The following is a 20,070-nucleotide window of genomic DNA, read 5'->3' on the forward strand; positions in this document are numbered from 1 at the left end:
CGTGGCCGCTACGCCGACGGGCTGTCGAACAGATCTTCGCCGGGCTGGACGGTCATCGGCACGGCACATCAGCCGGTCCAGTTCGTCGAGGTCCCTCGATGCGAACACGCGGTCGCGCTCCTCGGTCGTAGGGATCATGTCCCTACGAGCGAGGATTGCAAGGACCTGTGCTGCGCAGAGCCCGGGCGCCGCGGCAGCCACCCCGGCAGCACGGCCGGCCTGGTGGCACCCGCCCAAAGCGGTCTCGTGTTCGTGGAAAAGGTCGGCAGGCGGCTGCAATGGCTTCAACGCGCGCCCGCTCCCGGCTCGGCGAACACCTCGTCCGCCGTTGCGGCGGTGATGGCGCGGTCGGAACCACATGTTGAGCGTGTCCAGGTCGTCGCACTTCAGCACGCGCTGCCGTTCGGTCTCCGAGACCGCCACACCGCGCCCGTCCAGCAGCCGCAGGACCTTTTCGGCGGCATCCGCCGCCTTGCCCTCGGCTTTGCCCTCGGCCATGCCGATGAGCTGGTTCTGCTCGACAAGGGTGCCGAGACCGGGGAAGAGGGTGTCGGTCTCCACCAGTTGCCTCAAGAGTTCTCGCGCCGGGGTGTCTTTCAACCCGGCTTCAATGAGATCCGAGTAGTAGATGGAGGTGTCCACGTCAGCGCCGTCCAAAGCGTGCGCAAGGAGTTCGGGGCGTTCCTGGAAGATGCGGTGCGCGGCTTCGTGGCTCGTGCTTGGCATGGCGAGGACGTTAGGTAGCGGGGTGGCGGGATTGGGGATTGGTTCACCCGTTTGGCCTAGCGACCGGGTGAGGGGAGCGGGGTGGGGGGTGGCTGTCCGGCACCTTCTCGGTGGGCCGCGTAGGCTTGGGGGAACCCCGGTCCTTCTCAGGCCGGGGCGTTCCGCGTTGCCCGCGCGCCGCCCGTCCGGAGGATCCGCGCATCTCATGAGCCTTACCGGTGTGCTTGACGTCGTCGTCACCGATCCCGCCCTCGCCGAGGCCGTCGAGGCCGCCGCGAGTGGCGGCCGTACCCACCTCGACCTGGTCGGACCGCCCGCGCTGCGGCCGTTTGTGATCGCCGCGATCGCGGCCCGCGCGGGGCGGCCCGTGCTGGCCGTCACCGCCACCGGGCGGGAGAGCGAGGACCTGGTCAGTGCGCTGGGGTCGCTGCTGCCGCCCGAGTCGGTGGTGGAGTTCCCCGCATGGGAGACGCTCCCGCACGAGCGCCTGTCGCCGCGTTCGGACACCGTCGGCCGTCGGCTGGCGGTGCTGCGGCGGCTGGCCCACCCCGGCGCGCCCGACACCGCCGGCGGGCCGGTGAAGGTCGTGGTCGCACCGGTGCGCAGCGTGCTCCAGCCGCAGGTGAAGGGGCTGGGCGACCTGGTGCCGGTCAGCCTCACCGCCGGGGCCGACGCCGAGTTGGACGACGTGGTCGAGCGCCTGGCCGCCGCCGCGTACTCGCGCGTGGACCTGGTGGAGAAGCGCGGCGAGTTCGCGGTGCGCGGCGGGATCCTGGACGTCTTCCCGCCCACCGAGGAACACCCCCTCCGCGTGGAGTTCTGGGGCGATCAGGTCGAGGAGATCCGCTACTTCAAGGTCGCGGACCAGCGCTCGCTGGAGGTCGCCGAGGGCGGCCTGTGGGCGCCGCCGTGCCGTGAGCTGCTGCTCACCCCCGAGGTGCGCGAGCGCGCCGCCGCGCTGCTGGACGAGCACCCCAACCTGGCCGACATGCTCGGCAAGATCAGCGAGGGCATTGCCGTCGAGGGCATGGAGTCGCTGGCGCCCGCGCTCGTGGACGACATGGAGATGCTGCTCGACGTGCTGCCCGCCGGCGCGCACATCCTGGTGTGCGACCCCGAGCGTGTGCGAACCAGGGCCGCGGACCTGGTCGCGACGAGCCAGGAGTTCCTGGACGCCTCCTGGGCCGCCGCGGCCGGCGGCGGGGACAGCCCGATCGACCTCGGCGCCGCGTCGCTGCGCAGCCTCGCCGACACGCGCGAGCACGCGGCGGAGCTGGGAGTGGCGTGGTGGACGACCAGCCCCTTCAGCGCGGACACCGACCTCGACGTGCGGCTTGAGGCCGACACGGTGGCCGTCGGCGCGCACGCGGTCGAGTCGTACCGCGGCGACTCCGCGAGGGTGCTGGCCGACGTCAAGGGCCGCCTCGCCGAGGACTGGCGGATCGTGTTCGTCACCGAGGGCCAGGGCCCGGCGCAGCGGTACGTCGAACTCCTGTCGGGCGAAGGGGTCACGGCCCGCCTGGACCCCGACCTGCCGGGCGCGCCGGAGCCGGGCCTTGTGCACGTGACCACCGGACGCATCGAGAACGGCTTCGTCTCGGAGAGCCTCAAGCTCCTCGTGCTGACCGAGACCGACGTGTCCGGGCAGCGCAGTTCGACCAAGGACATGCGTCGCCTGCCCAGTCGGCGGCGCAACGTCGTCGACCCGCTGCAACTGCGCACCGGCGACTTCGTGGTGCACGAGCAGCACGGCGTGGGCCGCTACATCGAGATGGTGCAGCGCACCGTCGGTGGCGCGCAGCGCGAGTACCTGGTGGTCGAGTACGCCCCGGCCAAGCGCGGCCAGCCCGGCGACCGCCTGTTCGTCCCGACGGACCAACTGGAGCAGGTCACCAAGTACGTGGGCGGCGAGGCCCCTTCGCTGCACCGGCTCGGCGGCGCCGACTGGCAGAAGACCAAGTCCCGGGCCAAGAAGGCGGTCAAGCAGATCGCCGGTGAGCTGATCCAGCTCTACTCGGCGCGCATGGCCGCGCCTGGCCACGCGTTCGGCCAGGACACGCCGTGGCAGCGGGAGTTGGAGGACGCGTTTCCGTACGCCGAGACTCCGGACCAGCTCTCCTCGATCGAGGAGGTCAAGGCCGACATGGAGAAGTCGGTCCCGATGGACCGGCTGATCTGCGGCGACGTCGGCTACGGCAAGACCGAGATCGCGGTGCGCGCGGCGTTCAAGGCGGTGCAGGACGGCAAGCAGGTCGCGGTGCTGGTGCCGACGACGCTGCTGGTGCAGCAGCACTTCTCGACGTTCGCCGAGCGGTACGCGCAATTCCCGGTCAACGTCCGGGCGTTGTCCCGCTTCCAGTCCGACTCCGAGGCCCGGGCCACGCTGGAGGGGCTGACCGACGGCAGCGTCGACCTGGTGATCGGCACGCACCGGCTGTTCTCGTCCGAGACGCGGTTCAAGGACCTGGGCCTTGTCATCGTGGACGAGGAACAGCGCTTCGGCGTCGAGCACAAGGAGCAGTTGAAGAAGCTGCGCGCCAACGTCGACGTGCTGACGATGTCCGCGACGCCGATCCCGCGCACCCTGGAGATGGCCGTCACCGGCATCCGCGAGATGTCCACGATCACCACGCCGCCGGAGGAGCGGCATCCGGTGCTGACGTTCGTGGGGCCGTACGACGACAAGCAGATCGCCGCCGCGGTGCGCCGCGAACTCCTGCGCGAGGGCCAGGTGTTCTACATCCACAACCGGGTCGAGTCGATCGACAAGGCGGCCGCGAAGATCCGTGAGATGGTCCCCGAGGCGCGCGTCGCGACCGCCCACGGGCAGATGAACGAGAACGCCCTCGAAAAGGTCGTCGTCGACTTCTGGGAGAAGGAGTTCGACGTCCTGGTCTGCACCACGATCGTCGAGTCGGGCATCGACATCTCGAACGCCAACACGCTCATCGTCGAACGCGCCGACAACTTCGGCCTGTCGCAGCTCCACCAGTTGCGCGGCCGGGTGGGGCGCGGACGGGAGCGGGCGTACGCGTACTTCCTCTACCCGCCGGAGAAGCCGCTCACCGAGACCGCTCACGAGCGGCTGGCGACCATCGCCCAGCACACCGAGATGGGCGCGGGCATGTTCGTGGCGATGAAGGACCTGGAGATCCGCGGCGCGGGCAACCTGCTCGGCGGCGAGCAGTCCGGACACATCCAGGGCGTCGGATTCGACCTGTACGTGCGGTTGGTGGGCGAGGCGGTGGCCGAGTACAAGGGCGACCAGGCCGAGGAAGTGCCCGAGGTCAAGGTCGAGTTGCCGGTCGACGCGCACATCCCGCACGACTATGTGCCGGGCGAGCGGCTGCGGTTGGAGGCGTACAAGCGCATCGCCGCGATCACGTGCGAGGACGACATCTCCGCGGTGCGCGACGAACTCACGGACCGGTACGGCCCGTTGCCGGTCCCGGTCGAGAACCTGCTCGAAGTGGCCAGGTTCCGGGCGCACGTTCGCAAGGCGGGGCTGTCGGACGTCACGTTGCAGGGGAACTTCGTCCGCTTCGGCCCGGTCGACCTGCGCGAGTCGCAGCAGTTGCGGCTCCAGCGGCTGTACCCGAAGACGCTCGTCAAGTCGGCCGTGCACCAGATCCTGGTGCCGAAGCCGATGACGGCCCGCATCGGCGGGCAGCCGCTGCGCGACACCGCGCTGCTCAACTGGGCCCGCGACCTGGTCGACGCGGTGATCCTGGAGCCGATCGCCGCCACCCGCTGACGCACCCCGGGGGGGGGGGGGGGAGCAGANCCGAAGCCGATGACGGCCCGCATCGGCGGGCAGCCGCTGCGCGACACCGCGCTGCTCAACTGGGCCCGCGACCTGGTCGACGCGGTGATCCTGGAGCCGATCGCCGCCACCCGCTGACGCACCCCGCCGAGCCCCCGCACCCCGTGCGGGGGCTCGGCGTTGTCGGAGCGCCCTGACGTGCGCCCGGTGACCGCTGAGTGCGGTGAGCGCGGAGCGCCCTGGCGTGCGCGCGGTGAGCTCGCGGACGGCGGGTGTGAGCGGAGAGCCGGCGGCGTGCGTGGCTCGCGGAACCGCCTGGCTTAGGCCCCTCGCGCGGGTTCCCCAGCGGGCCTGCGGAAGTGTCTTCAAATTCCCGCCGGGTAGCCCGCGGGCGCCGGATGGACGCCTTCGCGCGAACAGTCCCGCCCCGGCCCGCCGCCCGCACGGCCCGCCCGGGCGGGGGCGCAGGGGATCGAGGGAGGTCCCTCATGCGAAAAGTGATATCACTTTGCTAACCTGATGCTGTCAGGTCGACGAGTGGAGGACACCATGGCCGAGACGGCACCCGAGACCAAGGTGGAGATGCCCGCGCCGCAGGTGCGCGAGCGGTTGGTGCGGGGCGCGGGCGGGCTGCCCGCACTCGGCGTGGGGTTCCTCGGCCTCGCGGCGTCCGTGGTGGTCTTCTTCGTGAGCGCGACCGTGGACGGCGGCGCCCGGGCGGGGCTCATCGCCCTCGGCGTCGTCATCGCGATCGCGGCGTTGGTCGGGCTGTGCGGGCTGACCACCATCGCCCCCGGCCAGGCCCGGGTGATCCAGCTCTTCGGCCATTACAAGGGCACCCTGCGGCACGAGGGCCTGCGCTGGGTCAACCCGCTGACCGACCGCACCAAGATCTCGACGCGCATCCGCAACCTGGAGACGCAGACCGCCAAGGTCAACGACTTCGACGGCAACCCGATCGAGATCGCCGCCGTCGTGGTGTGGCAGGTGCAGGACACCGCGCAGGCGATGTTCGAGGTCGACGACTTCGAGGAGTTCGTCGCGATCCAGACCGAGACCGCGGTGCGGCACATCGCGAACAGCTACCCGTACGACAACCACAACACCGACGGCCTCTCGCTCCGCGACAACGCGGACGAAATCACCGCCAAGCTGTCCGCCGAGATCGGGGTGCGCGTCGAGGCGGCCGGCGTGCGGGTGATCGAGTCGCGCATCACGAGACTCGCGTACGCCCCCGAAATCGCCCAGGCGATGCTGCGCCGCCAACAGGCGGGCGCGGTGGTCGCCGCCCGGACCCGGATCGTGGAGGGAGCGGTCGGCATGGTCGAGCTGGCACTGCATCGACTGGAGGAGCAGCGGCTCGTGGACCTCGACGACGAGCGCCGCGCGGCGATGGTCAGCAATCTCCTGGTCGTGTTGTGCAGCGAGCAGGCGACGCAGCCGGTCGTCAACTCCGGTTCGCTGTACCAATAGCCTCTGCGCCGATGACCGAGCGCAAGAAGATCCTGCTCCGCCTGGACCCGGCCGTGCACGACGCCGTGGCCCGTTGGGCGGCCGACGAACTGCGCAGCACCAATGCCCAGATCGAGTTCCTGCTGCGCCGGGCGCTGGGCGACGCGGGCCGCATGCCCGGCGACGCCGGACGCCCGGTGCGGCGCGGCAGGCCGCCCCGGCGGCGGGAGGGGGAGGGAACCGACGATGCCGCTCGAAACGGTACTGGCGGTGCTGGCGACGGTGACGGCCGCGCTGGCGACGATGGCGGTGTCGAAACGGAATCCGGCTGATCGGCGGCGGCGCGGCGAGTGCGGCGGTGGCGGGCGTGGGGGCGACGACGTCGCCGACCGCGCGCACGCGGCGCGGATGTCCGTGCCCGAGCCCAAAGCCGTACGGCCCGCCGCGCCGAAGCCCGCCGCGCCGGAGCCCGCCGCGACCACGCACACCACGACCCCACCGGGAACGATGAGAGCGCGAAGCACGGCAGGAAGGTGACCGACATGGAAGCGCCGGACGACGTCTCCCTCGCCCACCGGGCGTTCCTGCTCGCCTGCCAACCCGAGCGGCAGCGTGTCGGCGGCACGCAGCACCTGGGCCTGGTCCTCCACGCCGCCGTGTTGCAGGACCTCCTCGACGCGGGCCTGCTCGCCGACGAGGGCGGCAAGGCACGGGCCACCGCGTCGCACGGGACGGCGGCGGTTCCGGGCGGGGCGCTGGAGACCGCCGTGTACGCCCGCATCTCGGCGTCCGACCGCCCCCGTTCGTGGCGCCACTGGATCGCCAAGTCGGCCGGTTCGGCGCTCGCCACGGTGCGCGACGAGCTCGCCCGCTCCCGCGTGATCCGCGTCGAGGAGAGCCGCATCCTGCTGGTCTTCCCGCGCCGGGCCGTCTCGCTGCGCCGGCCGCGCATGCGGACGGCGGCGATGGCAGGCGTACGGGACGCCCTGCGCCCGACACAACCTCCCGCCCGCGTAGCGCGCCGCCAGGCCGCCACCGCGGTCTTCGCGCATCTCGGCGAGATGTCGACGGTCATGTCGGGACGCGAGCGCCGCGAGGCCCGCGGCCGGATCGCCGAACTGAGTGAGGGGCTGGGCCCGGTGCCGGAGGCGCTGCGCAAGGCGGTGCGGGACGCGAAGGCCGCGTCCTCGGACGGCGGCTGACCGCCGCGTGCGGTGTCGCCGGACAGCCGCTGACCAGGCCGCGCCTCTTGATGACCGGTGCCGACCCGTGTAAGACCGAACTCGACCGAAGCCAAGATCCGTGACGTCCCCGCACGAACTTGGCAAAGATCCAAGTGCGGCGGCGTGCCCGCCCGTATCTTTGGTCGTTGGTCATGGGTCACACGCAGTGCTGTTGTACAAGCGCCATCGAACCCTGGGAGTTCGTGTGAGTCGCACGTCGCGTTCCGTCCCCACGCTCGCCCTCGCCGCCCTGCTCGCGGGCTTCGCCCTCACCGGCTGCGGCGACTCCAAGGCGGGTGCCGCCGCTGTGGTCGGCGGCGACCGCATCGACATCTCCACGCTGAACTCCCGCGTCGAGAAGGCCGCGGACGCCCGCGAGAGCGTCGGGGCCGCGGCGGTTCCCGGGGTCGAGGCCTCCCAGGAAGAGCTGACCCTGCTGGTGCAGACCAAGGTCCTCGACGAGGTCGCGCGCCGCGAGGGGATCGTCGTGTCGGCGACCGACATCGCCGTGGAGAAGCGCAAGTTGTTGGCCCAGACCGGTGGGCAACCCATCGAAGCGATCTTGGCCGGGCGGGGCGTGCCCGCCTCGGGCGTCGACTCGGCGGTGCGGACTCAGACGATCATCAACCGGCTGCTCGCCAAGCATGGCGAGGCGCGCGCGAACGCGATCTACATCGAGACCGCCGAGTCGCTGAACATCACCGTGAACCCGCGCTACGGCAAGTGGGACCTCGCGGAGGACGCCCTGGCGCCCGTCGACTACGCCTGGCTCACCCCCGGCAAGGGCGCCGCCGACCCGAGCGTGTAGGCGCTCGCGTACGGCCCCGTAGCCGCTCACACGCGGTCCCGGCCCCGGCAATCGCCGGTCCGACCCCGCCTGGCAGGATGATCGCCCCAATCCTGCGAGTGCGAGGACGCCCGGCCTTGACCCGAAGAACCCGCCCTCTCCGCCGTACGGCACGCCATGCCGCGGCGGCGCTGCTGCCCCTCGTGCTCTTCGCCGCGACGGCGTGTTCCTCGGGGGCCGACGACGTGGTGGACGCCGCCGACTCGGCCGCCCGGTCGGGCGGCCCCTCGGCGCCCGCACCGAGCGCGTCCGCGACCGCCACCGGCGGGGGCTTCGCCGCAGAGTCCCCGAAGAGCGCGCAGTTCGCGTACCTGACCGACGATCAGCTCGCCTCCGCGCTGGTCCCGAACAGCGCGCTGCCCGAGGGCTGGACGGTGGTCGGCGGGGACGACGGGGACGACGGGGACGGCGGTGACGGCGGCACGTCCGACAAGCCCGAGTGCGACGCGATCGACGAGATCCTGTCGCCCGGGAACGCCGAGTCGGTGACCGCGCGCGGCAGGGCCTCGGTGATGGCCGTCGACTCGGCGGGCGGCGGCAAGGCGTACGCCATGGTCGGCGTCAACCTGGCGTCCTTCTCGGCCGGTGACGCGGAGAAGCTTCTCGCCGAGGTCGAGCGGCTGGTGCCGCTCTGCGGCGACGTGCGGATCACCTCGTCCGAAGGCCAGGTCTTCCGGAGCGGCAACGTCATGCAAAAGGCCCCGGCCCTGGGCGACCAGGCGCTGGCGTTGGCGCAGACGACGCGCACGGCGGACGGCCGTTCGTGGGTGCACGGCATCGTCGCGGTGCGGGTGGGGACGACGATCGTCGAGTCCACGTACGTCAACCTGACCGGCTCCCAGGTCATCCTGCCCGACGAAGAACTGGTGCGGACGCAGGTGGAGCGCGTGCAGGCGGTCCTGGCCGGCAAGACCCCGGTCGACTGAGCGGGCCGTCCACCGCCGGGCACCCCTTGTCGGCCTCGTCGACCCGACGCGGCCCCGCACGCCCTTCCGGCGCCGTCCCGCCCACGCCCTCCGGCGCACCGCGTACGGTGATCTCCGTGAGCGAGCAACAGAGCGGTGTGCCGCGGAACCGGTTGATCCTGCTGACGGGCACCCACCGGGTCGCCCCCGGGCTGCTGAGCTGGCCCGCGTGGCAGGTGCTGCGCGAGACGGCGGCGGGCGGCGGACAGGTGCTGGCCGGCGACGCGGCGCATCCGCAACTGCCGTACGTGCGCGACGCGGGCGTCGACGTGTCCGTGGTCGACGCCGTCCCGTCGCAGGTGCTCGCCCGCCGCCTGCTCGCCGACGCGCAGACCGGGCCCGTCGTGTGGCTCGCCGGCTCGGACGGCGACCCCGACCTCGGCGCGGCGCTCGGCGCGGTTGCGGCCGGGGGTACGCAGCCACTCCCGGCCATCGAGGTGGTCCCCGGCTCGTGGGACCTGCCGGGCGCGCGACTCCTCGACGTGGTCGCGGTGATGGACCGTCTCCGCTCGCCCGGCGGGTGCCCGTGGGACGCGAAGCAGACGCACGAGTCGCTCGTCCGCTACCTGGTCGAGGAGGCGTACGAACTGGTCGACGCCATCGGGTCCGGCGACCGTGCGCACCTGCGCGAGGAGTTGGGCGACGTGTTGTTCCAAGTCGCCTTCCACGCGCGGGTCGCCGAGGAGGACCCCGACGACCCGTTCACGATCGACGACGTCGCGGGCGAGATCGTGGAGAAGCTGACGCGGCGCCACCCGCACGTGTTCGCCGACGTCGTGGCGGAGAGCGCGGAGCACGTCGAGCGGAACTGGGACGAGCTCAAGGCCGCCGAGAAGACCGGCCGCGAGTCGGTCGTGGACGGCATTCCGCTCGGCCAGCCCGCGCTGTCCCTTGCGGGCAAGGTCATTTCGCGGAGCAGGCGCGCGGGACTTGAGGTGCCGGTGCCGGGGTCCGTCGCGGTGCCCGACCGCGTCGACGACGAGTCGATCGGCGAACTGCTGCTCGCCGCCACCGAGTTGGCCGCGACACACGGCGTCGACCCGGAAACCGCCCTGCGCGCGGCGGCGTTGCGCCACCGCGACGCGGTCCGTGCGGCGGAGGGCGCCAAGGAGGTCTGAACGGACGCCGATTCCTGGCCGACCGCCGATTCCTGAACGTGGGCCGTGGAGTCCGCAAGGGCGTGGCTCAGGCGCGAGCTATCGACTGGGGGAACGCGAACACCCCGTCCGGGTCGTACCGGTGCGATACCGCCTTCAGCCGGGGCAGGTTGCCGCCGTAGTAGGCGGTGCCCCAGTCGGGCAGGTTCGCGTCGATGTAGTTGACGTACGCCCCGGTCGCGCCCAAGTCGGCGAGGCCGTCCCGGATCGCGTCCACGGCGGCGGTGGCCGCGGCCTGGCCCGCCGGCGTGGTGCTCGCGTAGACCTGCGCGGTGGCGAGCGCCGAGCGGTGCGGGAACGCGGTTGCGTCGGGAGCGAGTTGCGCGACGGCCCCGCCCATCGAGTCGAGCAGCAGGTCGATGCCGGTGCGTCCGTCCATGAGCCGCACGAGCCGCTCCGCGTCCACCGGAGCGGTCAGCACGCGGGACACGGCCACGAAGGACGCGCGCGGCAGCACGCCGCCCTCGGAGATCGGATGGCACTGGGCGATGGTGTCGTTCGCGCATCCGGCCATGTACTTCATCGTGTCCAGGTAGCTCTTGCCCTGGACGGTGCGGGAACTGGGCTGCGTGCCAACCGCGTTGACCAACCGGTCGAGGAGCGGGTCGAGTTCGCTCTGTGGCCCGACGTAGCACCCGCCGACGCGGCAGGTGGGCGGAGTGCCGCCGGAGACCACGCAGTTCGACCAGAGTTCGGGTTGCGCTCGTGTGACCCACTGCTGCCAGGCCCCGACGACCGAGGCCGTCGCACCGGCCGGGAAGCGGAGCGAGAAGACGGTCAGGTCCGGTGCGGGCTCGGTGCTGAAGGTGAACTCGGTGACCACACCGAAGTTGCCGCCGCCCCCGCCCCGCAAAGCCCAGTACAGATCGGGCTCGGAGCACGCGGATGCGGTGATGACCCGCGAGTCGGCGGTGACGACTTCGGCTGAGAGGAGGCGGTCGCAGGTCAGCCCGTACTTGCGGGCCAGGACGCCGACTCCGCCGCCGAGGGCGAGCCCGCTGACACCCACGGTCGGACACGACCCGGCGGGCATCAGCCGCCCGGCGTCGGCGAGAGCCGCGTACACCTCGATCAGCCGGGCGCCGGCGCCGACCCGGACCGTCCCGTCGCCGAGGACCTGGACCCTGGCCATCGGGCGGAGATCCATGACGAGACCGTTGCTCGGGACGCTGTAACCGAGGTAGCTGTGCCCTCCACTGCGCGCGGCGATCGGTACGCCGTGTCCGCGGGCGACCTCGAGGCACGCCTGTACGTCGTTCGCCGAGGTGCAGCGGGCGACGGCGGCGGGGAGTTGGAAGTCGTACAGCTCGTTGTACCCGAGGCGGGCGACGGCGTAGCCCTGGTCCTGGGGGAGAAGAAGCCGCCCGTCGAGCCGGGCCTTGAGAGCGGCCCAGTCCGGCGGCCCCGGCGCGAGCCGGGATATCGAACGCCGATCAAACGCGGCTGGTGCCAGGCTCTGCGCTGCCGCACCGGTCCCGCCCGCCACCGCCATCGCCCCGCCGACCCCCAGCGCGGCCAGAAACCGCCGTCGATCGATCGTCACGTTGCTCACGACTCCTGTAGTCCGCACCCACCACGTGCGGACCACGCAGCCTTGCCATCGTCACCTGTTGTGAGGACGACGGCACGCCGAGCTGCGCCCAATGGAGGAGTGGGATGGCCGGTCAGACGCCGGGTTCGGGGACCCGGCAGCCAAGACACCGGCACGCCGGGAAGGCGAGGGGATTGGAAGGTAAGGGTGGGGCGATGGGGAGGGTCAGGGCGATCTCGCGTCGTGGCCGCAGGGTCGTCTGCTCCCCGGTTTCGGGGGTGATGCGGTAGACGCGGATGGTCATGCGGGAGGTGCGCGGCGGGGTGGAGTTTGTCACGAGGCGGTCCCCCGAACGTCGGTATCAGGCCGAGTCCGACGCTAGGGAGTCTTCGACGGCACCCCCAGAAGGACTGTGGCGCACTTCGCGGTGATTGCGCCGCAAACTGCTACGCAGCAGCGCAGTTGGCGATGCGTCAGCCCGTGACGTCGAGAAAGACCGCCATGTCGCGCATCTCGACCGTGAGCGTGCGCTTGCGCTTGCGCAGGACATCACCGAGCACTGAACGCGCGGCGCCCTGGTGCTTCAACCAGGCGGGGGAGCAGCGTCGCAGATACGTGAGTTCGTCCATGCCTGACTGGAAGTCACCCAGTGCGACGTGCGCTTGGGCGACGTCGAGGCGGTGCCGATGCCAGTTGTCGCCGCTCGGCCGTCCTGCCTTCTGGCGGCCGTAAGCGCTCAGCGGCCCCTCCTCCGCTTGTCGCAACGCGGTTCGCGCGTCACCGATGACGACCGTCGCCTCGACCGACTTCATTGCGACGGTGACGGGCCCGAAGCGCGACCATTGGTGGTGCGGATCGTGATATTCCGCGCCGAGCGCCACCGCTGCCATCATCGCCATGCGGTGGTAGTCCTCCGCCACTTGCGGGCGGTTGTTGCGCACGGCGGCCGCGGCTGCCCGCAGGGCAAGCCAGCCCCACGCGGCGAAGCGCTGCGGTGAAGTATCGGACAGACGCGGCTCGATGACATCCGCGGTGGTGGCGGCCAAGGACTCCGCATCATCAAACCGCCCCTGCCTCAGGAGCAGCCACGCGAGGCCATTGATGCCCGAGGCCGCCGTCAGTTCGATGTTGGCCGCCTTTGCATCTCCGATTGCGCCCGCGAGCGCTTGGTAGGCGAGGTCGTATTGCCGCGTCTGCGTGAGGAAACGGCCCGTGAGCTCCAGGACGCGTGCACGCGTGGCCAGGGCGGTGATGCACGCGTCACCGTCAGTGTCGGCGAACCAGGCTGCTGCGTCCGTGGTTTCGCGGACCAGCTGCGGCAACCGCATTGCAAGTGCCTGGTATTGGTCGGCGTGGTAGAGCTTGCCCGCGTCGAGCACGGCGCCCGCCAGAGCTGACAGATCCGGTTCGCGCTCGGCCGTGCGCGAGAGCGGCACGAGGCCGATCGGCGGTGTCAGAGCCTTGCGCAGGTCGACGAGATGGAGACGGTTGGGATCGTTGCCGTCCACCGGCACGGGGGCGTCGGCGGCCAACAGGTCCGATGTCTGCACGTTCAGCGCGCGGGCGAGTTTGTGCAGCGTGGCCATCTCGACCGTTCGGCCCTGCTCGACCTTGCGGACGGTCGCCACGCTGAGGCTTGCCGCCTCGGCGAGTTGCTCCTGATTGAACCCGGCGCGTCGCCGATAGTTCTTGACGTTCTGTCCCAGCGTCGCTGCCATGCCGCCACCCGAGCCTCGGTCTGACCGTCACTCAACGGTACGCCGCGGGGGCTCCGGCCCGGTCGCGATCTCGTGGGGGCGATCGGGCGTTCGTGAACTCTCAGCCGACGTGGACGCCCTCGTGCTGCTCGATCCGCCTCGGCAGCGCCAGTATCAGCACCGAGACCAGCACCATCCCGCCCGCAACTCCGTACAACGTCCGCTGGAACGAGCGGGCGAAGTCCGTCGCGCCCGCCTCCCGTCCCGCCTTCTCCACCGCCTCCATCACCATGTCCCGCATGGGCTGCGGCAGTTCCCGCAGCGGAGCGTCGTCGCACGATGTCGGTACGACCGCCGGGTCCTGTTCCTCCGTACGGTCCCGCACGCAGTCCCGGAAGCCCGCGACCATCTGGTCCTGGTACTGCGCCGGAACCCCGGCCGCCGCGAGGTCCCGCCGCAGTTCCGGTACCGCCGCCGACGCCGCGGGGCCCGACTGCCCCGTGAGCAGCGCGAAGAAGATCACGCCGACCACCGCGATGCCGATCGCGTTGCCGAGTTGGTTGACGGCGTTCAGCACGCCCGACGCCGACCCCGCGTCCTTCTCCGCCACGCCCGACAGCACCGTGTCCGCAAGTGGCGGGAGCAGCAAGCCCATTCCGAGGCCGGCCACCACCAGCGGTATCAGCATCTGCCACGCCGAGATGCCCGTGCCGTAGTGGTCGACGGCCCACGCGTACACCAGCATGCCGACGGCCATCACCACAGCGCCGAGGCTCAGCACGTGGCGGCCCAACCGCGGTACCAGGAACTGGATCGACATCCCCGCCGCCACCGACACGCCCAGCGAGAACGGCACGCCCGCGAGCCCCGCGTGCAGCGGCTCCCACCCCAGCCCGAGCTGCTGGTACAGGCTCCAGGTCAGGAAGAACGCCGCCATGCAGCCCTGGAACAGCAGCAGCACCAGCATGCCCGCGGAGAACGAACGCGCCCGGAACAACCCGAGTTCGACCAGCGGCGAGCCGTCCCGCCGCGTCTTGACCCGCTCGTACGCGACGAACACCGCGAACAGCGGCAGGGATCCGGCCATCAGCGCGAACGTCCACCAGGGCCAGTCCAGTTCGCGTCCCTGCACGAGCGGGAAGACCAGCATCAACAGGGCCGTGGTGACGAGGCCGACGCCGACGAGGTCGAGCTTGAGCGCGTGCGGTGCCTTGGACTCCCGTACGTAGACCAGCGTTGCGATGATGCCGAGGATCCCGACCGGGATGTTCACCAGGAATATCGGACGCCAGCCCCAGCCGAACACGTCGGCCTCGATCAGGAGTCCGCCCACGATCGGCCCGCTGATCGCGGCCATGCCCGCGATCGCGCCGTACATCCCGAAGACCTTGCCGCGCTCGGAAGGCGGGAAGGTGACGTGCACGATGGCGAGGATCTGCGGCACCATGATCGCCGCCATCAGGCCCTGGAACGCCCGGGCGCCGACCAGCATGCCCGGCCCGGTCGCGATCCCGCACAGCAGCGACGCGACGGTGAAACCGGTCATGCCGATCAGGAACAGGCGGCGGCGTCCGAAGATGTCGCCCAGGCGGCCGCCGGTAATGAGCACGACGGCGAATGAGAGCGCGTACGCCGCGACGATCCACTGGATGGACGCGTAACTCGCGCCCAGTTCGCCCTGGATCGCCGGGATCGCCACGTTGACGATCGTGACGTCCAGCAGGTCCATGAAGCCTGCGGTGAGCACGACCGCGAGCGCGATCCACCGCCTCCGGTCGGGCTGCGCGTCCGCCTCGCCGCCCCCGCCCCCGTCGTGGTCCGCCGCCTTCTCGATGGTGTCGGCCATGCTGCCTCCCCAGTGCACGAGCCTCCGCGAGGTCGATTGTGCCAATCACCTTGTGAACGGATTCACGCGGGGGTGTCGCGGGGTAACAGCACCGATATCCTCGGCAGTTGGTGGCACGGGCACCCATCCGGACCGCGTCCCGGCGCCCTGCCCCGCGGACAACACTCGGCGTGCCGCGCTATCCGGGGAACGCAGCGCATCCCAGGTCTCTTGAAAAGCCCTGTTCGCACGCCGGATGATCATTGGCCGGGCACGGCGGAAGGGATACACGAGAGCGCTGTCGAGGCAGGGGTGACATGGCGGGGACAGCGAGCCCAACCCCTGGATAGCCGCAGGCCAGGCCGCCCGCCGCCGCGCCGCGCGCACCGCGACGGGCTGGACCATGAGCGAACTCGTGTCCCGGGCCGGCGCCTCGCCGTCCGTCATCAGCCGCCTGGAAGGCGGGCAGCAGGCGCAGGCGCAGATGGAGCGAGCGCATGCGATCGCCGCCGCGCTGGGCAGCGACGTGGAGAGCCTGGGCCACGCTCGGCCGCCGCCCCCGAACAGTCGGGCTCCGAGTCGCAGCCCGCCCCGGACCTGGCCCCTGAGGTCGCGCCCGCCCCCGAGTTGGAAATAGAGCAGAGCAAGGAGACGTGAGTGCACCGCCGGGGAGCGAGAGCGGTCACGCGACCTTGTCCGCCTTCTTTGCCGCAGATAGCCGCTGCGCTTGTCTGTGGCGTCCCCCCGCTGGATCACGCCCGAACAAAGCAGAACCGACGAGCGGCCCACGCCGCCTCCTGCGTCGGGCTGCCCCCCGCGCCACGCCTCCGCTCCGCGCCAGGCGCCGTTCCAGAAAAGGCCGTCGCTGCCGTGCCACGTCACGTCGCCTGCCGCACCTCCGCCTCGCCGCCCGCCCACACCTCCAAGCCTTCGCTCGCCACCGCGATTCGCGCGACCACGTGCGCTCCCCTGTGCTCCCTCTCGCCTCTCGTCGCGCGTTACCCGCACTGCCTATCGCCGTTGGGTGGGTGGTGGGGGTGCCGACTCCCTTTTGGAGGGGTGATGGTGACAGGCAGGGGATTTGGGGCATGGGCAAGTTCGGTGGCTCTTGGGATGGTTGCAGCAGGCGTGGCTACCGTGGGGGTGCTGCCGGCGGCGGCGGCCGCGGCCGCGGCGAGTGCGGATGACGGGGACACCGACGGGGTCACCGTGTGGCGCGCGCCTGGGCGGGTTGAGACGGTGACGGGGGACGTCCGGATCGTGCGCGACTGCGTCGACGGGGCGTTGGCGCCGCAGCTCGGTGTTGTCTGTCGTTACGTGGTCGTCGTCTGAGCTCGGACGCGGAGCCAAACCGCTGTGTCGGTCGGCAGCGCTCCGGTCTCGGTGAGCGGGCCGCTGGCAACCAGCACAGCGCTGTGCGGCGGTAGTTCGGTCGCCTCCGTGCCGAGGTTCACCACGCAGCAGAAGCTGTCACCGCGCCGAAACGCCAAAAGGGTCGGGGCGGCGTCCGGCAGCCAGGTCAACTCCCCGTCTCCCAAGGAGGGTTCGGCCCGCCGGAGGCGGATCGCGGTGCGGTACAGCTCCAACATCGAGCCCGGGTCGCCGTCCTGCGCCTCGGCCGTACGCGCCGCCCAGTCCCCGGGCTGCGGCAGCCACGGCCGTGCCCCCGAGCCCTCCGGGCTGAACCCGTACGGCGGCGCGTCCCCCGACCACGGCAGCGGCACGCGGCAGCCGTCCCGCCCCGGCGAGACCCCGCCCGACCGCAGCGCCATCGGGTCCTGCAAAGCCTCCGCCGGGATGTCCTCGACCTCCGGAAGCCCCAACTCCTCGCCCTGGTAGATGTATACGGCCCCGGGAAGGGCAAGCGTGAGCAGCGCCGCCGCCCGTGCCCGACGCGTGCCGAGCGCGAGATCGGTGGGTACGCCGCGGGCCTTCGCGGCGAAGCCGAAGGACGTGTCCTCACGCCCGTACCGCGTCACCGTGCGCGTGACGTCGTGGTTGGCCAGCACCCACGTCGCCGGTGCCGCCACCGGCTCGTGCGCGGCGAGCGTCCCGTCGATCGAGGCCCGCAGGCGGGCAGGTTCCCATGGGCACGTCAGGAAGTCGAAGTTGAACGCGGTGTGCAGCTCGTCCGGCCGCAGGTAGCGCGCGAACCGCTCGGTGTCCGGCAGCCAGATCTCGCCGATCAGCACCCGCGGGTCCGGGTACGAGTCGGCGATGCGCCGCCACCGCCGGTAGATGTCGTGCAGTCCGTCGCGATCGATGTAGGGGTGCGTGCCGCCGTGCGGGGTCGCGTCCGGCGCGAGGTCCGGCAGCGCCGGGTCCTTTTCGAGCAGGGCGGCGGAGTCGATCCGCACCCCGGACGCACCCCGGTCGAACCAGAACCGCAGGACGTCCTCGTGCTCCTCGCGTACCGCCGGATGCGCCCAGTTGAGGTCCGGCTGCCGCGAGTCGAACAGGTTGAGGTACCAGTCGCCGGGGTTGCCCTCGGGGTCGTCCGTCCGTGTCCACGCCGAGCCGTGGAACTCGGATATCCAGTTGTTGGGCGGTAGTTCGCCGCCCGGTCCACGGCCGGGCCGGAACCAGAACAACTCCCGTTCCACCGCCCGCGGGTCGGCAACTGCCGCTCGAAACCAGGGGTGTTCGCTGGAGACATGGTTCGGGACGATGTCGACGATGGTGCGGATGCCCAGCTCCAGGGCGTCGGCGATCAGCTTCTCCGCCCCGGCGAGTGAGCCGAACTCCGGTGCCACGCCCCGGTAGTCGGCCACGTCGTAGCCGCCGTCCGCCATCGGCGACGGGTACCACGGATTGAACCAGAGTGCGTCGACGCCGAGTTCCGCCAGGTACGGCAGCTTCTCCCGGACGCCGGCCAGGTCCCCCGTACCGTCTCCGTCCGCGTCGGCGAAGCTGCGCGGATAGACCTGGTAGATCACCGCGCTGCGCCACCACGGGGTTTCCGGTGCGTTCTGCGGGCCGTGCTCTGCCACGTGCCGTGTCCTTTCGGGCGGTACCGGTTTTCGGGAGGATTCGGCCTACTCCTTGACGCCGCCGGCGCTGATCCCGGCGATGATGTGCCGCTGGAACACCAGGAAGACGGCGACCATCGGGATGCTCGCGATGACCATCGCCGCGATGAGGTACGTGAGCGGCAGGCTCGCCGACAACTGCACGAGGGCGACGCTGATCGGCTGCTTGTCGGTGTCCGGGTAGACCAGCAGCGGCCACAGGAAGTCCTGCCAGACCGCGACGACCGCGAAGATGGACACGACGCCGAGCACCGGCCGCGACATCGGCAGCACGATGTACCACAGGCGGCGCAGCGGTCCGGCGCCGTCGATCGCGGCGGCCTCCAGGACGTCGTTCGGCAGTTGGTCGAAGAACCGCTTGAGCAGGTAGAGGTTGAAGGCGTTGGCGACGGACGGCAGCCAGATCGCCCACGGGGTGTTGAGCAGGTTGGTGCCGACGAACGGGACGTCCACCGCGGTGAGGTACTTCGGCACCAGCAGCGCCGACGCCGGGACCATCAGGGTCGCCAGGATCGCGCCCAGGATCACCTGGCCGAACACCGGCTTGAGCTTGGACAGCGCGTACGCCGCGGCGGTGCACAGCACGATCTGGAACAGCCAGGCCCCGCCCGCTTGGAGGAGGGTGTTCTTGATGACACCGGCCAGGTCCATCCGGCGCCAGGCCTCGGAGTAGTTGTCCGCGTGCCATTCGTCGGGCACGTAGGTCGGAGGGCTCTGGAGCAGTTCGTCGGGGGATTTGAACGCCCCGGTGACCATCCAGTAGACGGGGAACAGGAACGCGAACGCGAACCCGGCGACCGTCAGCGTGAACACGGTCCAGTAGACGGTGCGCCCGCGGCGCGTGCGCAGCCGCATCGGCGACACGAGTGTGCGGACGTGCGCGGTCTCCTTGCCGGCCATCGCCGCCTCCTCAGCCTTGGTTCCGGGTCAACCGCAGGTAGAGCGCGGAGAAGGTGGCGAGGAAGACCAGCAGCAACACGCTGAGCGCGCAGGCGCTTCCGTAGTTGTTGTAGACGAACGCGTATTTGTAGACGAGGTAGAGCACGGTGATCGTGGAATCGCCGGGACCGCCGCCGGTGATGATGAAGGGTTCGACGAACACCTGCATCGTGGCGATGATCTGAAGCAGCATCAGCATCAGGATCACGAACCGCGTCTGCGGGATCGTCACGTGTCGGATGCGCTGCCACAGGTTGGCGCCGTCGAGTTCGGCGGCCTCGTACAACTCGCCCGGTATGCCTTGCAGCGCGGCGAGGTAGATGAGCACCGTGCCGCCCATGTTGGCCCACGTCGCGACGAGGACCAGCGAAACCATGGCGGTGTCCTCGCCGTTGGTCCAGTTGGACGTCGGTAGGTGTACGGCCCGAAGGAGTTCGTTGAACAGGCCCGGTCCGGGGTCGAAGAACCACTGCCACATCAGCGCCGTGACGACCGGCGGGATCATCACCGGCAGGTAGACCGCGAGCCGGAAGAACGCCTTGGCGTGCCGCATTTCGTTGATCAGCAGGGCCAGCAGGAACGGCACCGCGAAGCCGATGAGCAGCGCGAGCACGGTGAACTGGACGGTGTTGCGCCACGCGGCGGCGAACTCCGGGTCGCGGAAGACCGTGGTGAAGTTGTCGAAGCCGACCCACTCGGTCTTCTCCGCTCCGTCCTGGCCGCCCGTGCGCTGGAAGGCCAGTTGGATGGCGCGGATCGCGGGGTACCACGAGAAGAGCGCGAAGCATATGAGGCCGCCTGCGAGGAACGCGTACGCCGTCAGGTTGTCGGTGATCTTGCGGCGCAGGTTCCCGGGCGGCCGTCCGTCGGGCGGGGCCGGGGCCCTGGTGGTGCGCCCCGGCTTCCGGGGCGCACC

The 20,070-nt window shown here is 71.0% G+C and carries 17 protein-coding genes; 10 read left to right on the top strand and 7 right to left on the bottom strand.

The window, feature by feature from the left end; genetic code table 11:
- Window positions 1-246 precede the first annotated feature (246 nt).
- The 8 genes from ACRX5S_RS15020 (at window position 247) to ACRX5S_RS15055 (ending at window position 10,094) form a co-directional block, all read left to right on the top strand.
- Window positions 247-744 (top strand): hypothetical protein, encoded by a 498-nt coding sequence (locus ACRX5S_RS15020; protein WP_436773401.1) that lies wholly within the window; start codon window positions 247-249, stop codon window positions 742-744.
- Between the two features lie 187 nt (window positions 745-931).
- A complete protein-coding gene (gene mfd, locus ACRX5S_RS15025; RefSeq protein ID WP_436773402.1) occupies window positions 932-4,480 on the top strand; it encodes a transcription-repair coupling factor in 3,549 nt (1,182 codons plus the stop codon).
- Window positions 4,481-5,038: 558 nt separating this feature from the next.
- On the top strand, window positions 5,039-5,962 hold the full coding sequence (locus tag ACRX5S_RS15030) for an SPFH domain-containing protein (RefSeq protein WP_436773403.1): 924 nt from the start codon (window positions 5,039-5,041) through the stop codon (window positions 5,960-5,962).
- 11 nt (window positions 5,963-5,973) lie between these two features.
- On the top strand, window positions 5,974-6,273 hold the full coding sequence (locus ACRX5S_RS15035; RefSeq protein ID WP_436773404.1) for a hypothetical protein: 300 nt from the start codon (window positions 5,974-5,976) through the stop codon (window positions 6,271-6,273).
- Between the two features lie 210 nt (window positions 6,274-6,483).
- Complete coding sequence (locus ACRX5S_RS15040; RefSeq protein WP_436773405.1) at window positions 6,484-7,143, top strand: GOLPH3/VPS74 family protein; 660 nt, start codon at window positions 6,484-6,486, stop codon at window positions 7,141-7,143.
- A gap of 226 nt (window positions 7,144-7,369) precedes the next feature.
- Window positions 7,370-7,972: a SurA N-terminal domain-containing protein gene (locus ACRX5S_RS15045; RefSeq protein ID WP_436773406.1), complete on the top strand. Its 603-nt coding sequence runs from the start codon at window positions 7,370-7,372 to the stop codon at window positions 7,970-7,972.
- Window positions 7,973-8,088: 116 nt separating this feature from the next.
- Window positions 8,089-8,937 carry a hypothetical protein gene (locus tag ACRX5S_RS15050; RefSeq protein WP_436773407.1) on the top strand — a complete coding sequence of 283 codons (849 nt, stop codon included), beginning with the start codon at window positions 8,089-8,091 and terminating at the stop codon, window positions 8,935-8,937.
- Window positions 8,938-9,047: 110 nt separating this feature from the next.
- A complete protein-coding gene (locus ACRX5S_RS15055) occupies window positions 9,048-10,094 on the top strand; it encodes a MazG family protein (RefSeq protein ID WP_436773638.1) in 1,047 nt (348 codons plus the stop codon).
- A gap of 67 nt (window positions 10,095-10,161) precedes the next feature.
- Here the strand turns inward: ACRX5S_RS15055 and ACRX5S_RS15060 are convergent, their stop codons facing one another.
- The 4 genes from ACRX5S_RS15060 to ACRX5S_RS15075 form a co-directional block, all read right to left on the bottom strand.
- Window positions 10,162-11,676: an FAD-binding oxidoreductase gene (locus ACRX5S_RS15060; RefSeq protein ID WP_436773408.1), complete on the bottom strand. Its 1,515-nt coding sequence runs from the start codon at window positions 11,674-11,676 to the stop codon at window positions 10,162-10,164.
- A gap of 121 nt (window positions 11,677-11,797) precedes the next feature.
- Window positions 11,798-12,001 carry a hypothetical protein gene (locus ACRX5S_RS15065; protein WP_436773409.1) on the bottom strand — a complete coding sequence of 68 codons (204 nt, stop codon included), beginning with the start codon at window positions 11,999-12,001 and terminating at the stop codon, window positions 11,798-11,800.
- A 136-nt stretch (window positions 12,002-12,137) separates the two neighbouring features.
- The gene (locus ACRX5S_RS15070) at window positions 12,138-13,382 is read right to left on the bottom strand and encodes a helix-turn-helix domain-containing protein (protein WP_436773410.1); all 1,245 of its coding nucleotides are present in this window, start codon (window positions 13,380-13,382) and stop codon (window positions 12,138-12,140) included.
- Window positions 13,383-13,482: 100 nt separating this feature from the next.
- Window positions 13,483-15,207 (bottom strand): MFS transporter, encoded by a 1,725-nt coding sequence (locus tag ACRX5S_RS15075; protein WP_436773411.1) that lies wholly within the window; start codon window positions 15,205-15,207, stop codon window positions 13,483-13,485.
- Window positions 15,208-15,532: 325 nt separating this feature from the next.
- On the opposite strand from ACRX5S_RS15075, the gene ACRX5S_RS15080 reads away from it, so the two are divergent.
- Complete coding sequence (locus tag ACRX5S_RS15080; protein ID WP_436773639.1) at window positions 15,533-15,823, top strand: helix-turn-helix domain-containing protein; 291 nt, start codon at window positions 15,533-15,535, stop codon at window positions 15,821-15,823.
- Window positions 15,824-16,314: 491 nt separating this feature from the next.
- Complete coding sequence (locus ACRX5S_RS15085) at window positions 16,315-16,518, top strand: hypothetical protein (RefSeq protein ID WP_436773412.1); 204 nt, start codon at window positions 16,315-16,317, stop codon at window positions 16,516-16,518.
- Here ACRX5S_RS15085 and ACRX5S_RS15090 read toward each other — a convergent pair.
- The 3 genes from ACRX5S_RS15090 to ACRX5S_RS15100 all read right to left on the bottom strand — a co-directional run.
- A complete protein-coding gene (locus tag ACRX5S_RS15090; protein ID WP_436773413.1) occupies window positions 16,500-18,176 on the bottom strand; it encodes a glycoside hydrolase family 13 protein in 1,677 nt (558 codons plus the stop codon). The two genes, ACRX5S_RS15085 and ACRX5S_RS15090, sit on opposite strands and share 19 nt — an antisense overlap.
- Before the next feature lie 45 nt (window positions 18,177-18,221).
- On the bottom strand, window positions 18,222-19,115 hold the full coding sequence (locus ACRX5S_RS15095; protein ID WP_436773414.1) for a carbohydrate ABC transporter permease: 894 nt from the start codon (window positions 19,113-19,115) through the stop codon (window positions 18,222-18,224).
- A 10-nt stretch (window positions 19,116-19,125) separates the two neighbouring features.
- The coding region (locus tag ACRX5S_RS15100) for a carbohydrate ABC transporter permease (protein ID WP_436773415.1) at window positions 19,126-20,070 on the bottom strand (945 nt) is incomplete at its 5' end.

The organism is Yinghuangia sp. YIM S09857 (genome assembly GCF_051388915.1).
Lineage (GTDB): Bacteria > Actinomycetota > Actinomycetes > Streptomycetales > Streptomycetaceae > Yinghuangia.